Source organism: Burkholderia sp. Ac-20345 (assembly GCF_017104825.1).
GTDB classification, from domain to species: Bacteria; Pseudomonadota; Gammaproteobacteria; order Burkholderiales; family Burkholderiaceae; genus Burkholderia; species Burkholderia lata_B.
Genome location: NZ_JAAGPO010000463.1, coordinates 1 through 2,030 on the forward strand (window position 1 = coordinate 1; position 2,030 = coordinate 2,030).

The 2,030-nt window shown below is 68.1% G+C and carries 4 protein-coding genes; 1 reads left to right on the top strand and 3 read right to left on the bottom strand.

Annotation, left to right across the window (positions count from 1 at the left end; genetic code table 11):
• Window positions 1-404, top strand: a 404-nt coding sequence (locus G3O06_RS47960) for an LssY C-terminal domain-containing protein (protein ID WP_205820371.1), incomplete at its 5' end; no start/stop codon positions are given.
• 16 nt (window positions 405-420) lie between these two features.
• Here the strand turns inward: G3O06_RS47960 and G3O06_RS47965 are convergent.
• From G3O06_RS47965 to G3O06_RS47975, 3 genes are all read right to left on the bottom strand, one after another.
• Window positions 421-750 (bottom strand): transcriptional regulator, encoded by a 330-nt coding sequence (locus G3O06_RS47965; RefSeq protein WP_174979189.1) that lies wholly within the window; start codon window positions 748-750, stop codon window positions 421-423.
• 122 nt (window positions 751-872) lie between these two features.
• Window positions 873-1,427: a protein tyrosine phosphatase gene (locus G3O06_RS47970; RefSeq protein WP_205820373.1), complete on the bottom strand. Its 555-nt coding sequence runs from the start codon at window positions 1,425-1,427 to the stop codon at window positions 873-875.
• A 212-nt stretch (window positions 1,428-1,639) separates the two neighbouring features.
• Window positions 1,640-2,030, bottom strand: a 391-nt coding sequence (locus G3O06_RS47975) for an alpha/beta hydrolase fold domain-containing protein (protein ID WP_205820381.1), incomplete at its 5' end; no start/stop codon positions are given.

Genomic DNA, 2,030 nt, shown 5'->3' on the forward strand with positions numbered 1-2,030 from the left:
GCGCGACGCCGTGGTCGCCGGCCACCACGCTGCGCTGGCTGTTGCCGCAGGCGCCGGCCGATGCGCTGCCGGTGCTGCCGCGCTACACGCACGGCGAAAGCACGCGCCGCGTGTTCGTGCGCGTCGATCCGGGCCAGCCGGAAAGCCGCCTCGTGCTGCGGCTGTGGCGTTATCCGTACGTGTTGCAGGACGCGCTCGGCATGCGGCCGCTGTGGTACGGCGCGCTGTATCGCGAGACGCTGCACCGGCCGGCGCGGCTGATGACGATCGTGCGCACGACGACGATCGACGATGCGGCGACGATCGCGAAGGCGCTGGAGGTCGAGCCGACGATCGAGCATCCGCCGGCGGGGATGACGGCGGCGCCGGCGGAGATGCTGCTGGTGTGGATGGTTCGGCCCTGAGGGGGCGGTGCGCCGCTTACGCGTGTGCCGGCTGTGCGGGGACGACGGACAGGCGCAGGCCGACGGTCTTGAGCACCGCGAGCAGGGTTTTCAGCGTGGGGTTGCCGTTGGGGGAGAGGGTGCGATACAGCGATTCGCGGCTGATACCGGCCTCGGCCGCGACGGCGCCGAGCCCGCCGTACGCTTCCGCGACCGTACGCAGCGCGAGCAGGCCGGCTGCGCGGTTGTCGGGATCGTCGAGCGACTCCATCGCGACGCGCAGATAGGCCACCGCGAGTTCGCGGTCGGCGCCGAGTTCGGCGACTTCCGCGTCGTGGTGCGATACCGCGGCTTTGAGCTGCTTCATGCTTACCTCCGTTTCCGGTTCGATCTTGGTCGAAATTGTAGCTTATAAGCTACAAGGCGCGGATCGAGAGGGAGGTGTGTGAACAGGAGGCCTGTCGGCGCGAGCCGACAGGTCTCCTGACATTACTGCTTCGCCGGCGCGACCGTCGCGACCTTGTCGAGCGCAGCGGGGAGGTACGTGTCGAGCTGCGTGGTCACCGATTCGTAGAAGTCGATCGGCTTGCCCCACGCGTCGGGCACGTCGACGTGCTTTCCGGACGCATACTCGGCGAGCGTGAACACCTTGCCGGCGGCCGACGGATAGAGCGCGAGCACCTTCTCCTTGTGTTTGTCGGTCATCGTCAGGATCACGTCGGAATGCTTGACGTCGTTCGCGTTCAACTGCACCGAACGGTGCGCGGACGTGTCGATGCCGCGTCGCTTCATCAGGATCACGCCGTTTTCCTCGGGCTTTTCGTCATACGGATCTTCGTCGACCGCGCGCGAAATCACCGCGATGTGCGCGTGGCGCTGCGCGATCAACTGGCCGGCGATCGCTTCGGCCATCACGCTGCGCCCGGTGTTGCCCGTGTCGACGAACGCCACCTTCTTCGGCTCGTCGGCGAATGCCGATGTCGCGCACTGGATGCCGACGCAACAGAGCAGTGCCAGCGTGTTGAGGGTGTGCCTTCTTTTCATGATGTCTCCGCGAGGATGGGGGAGCCCCGGCGGCGCGCCAGGGCTTGCGGGAGATCATGACGGCCGCATGCGACGGAAAAAAATAAACGACCGGTTTTCGCAAGACGGCGTCGCTTCGTGGCAAGCGGGCCCGGTGGCGACGCATGCGCCGTGTGCACGATCGGGGAAGTCGCGAACCACAGCCCCGATCGCGGCGCGCGACTGCTTCGTCGTCACGCCGTCACCGCCACCCGTTCCGCGGCAAAACCCGCCAGCGTCCGCAACGCGTCGCGCGCCGACCGCAGGTAAAACGCCTGCAGATGAAACACATGCCAGCGCGCCGCATGAACCTCCAGCCGGCACGGCACGCCACAAGCCTGCGCATGACGGGCCAGCCGCTGCGCATCCGACAGCAGCACCTCCTGGTCGCCGGCCTGGACGAGCATCGGCGGCAGGCCGCGCAGGTCGGTGTCGAGCGGGCCGCGGGCCGCCACCGAACCGGCGCCGTGATACCAGCGCAACCCCTGTTCGAGCCAGCCGCGACGGATCATCGGATCGTCGTGGCGGCGCGAAGCCAGCGTCGCGCCGCCGAGCGCGGGATCGGTCACGGGCGAGATCAGCAGC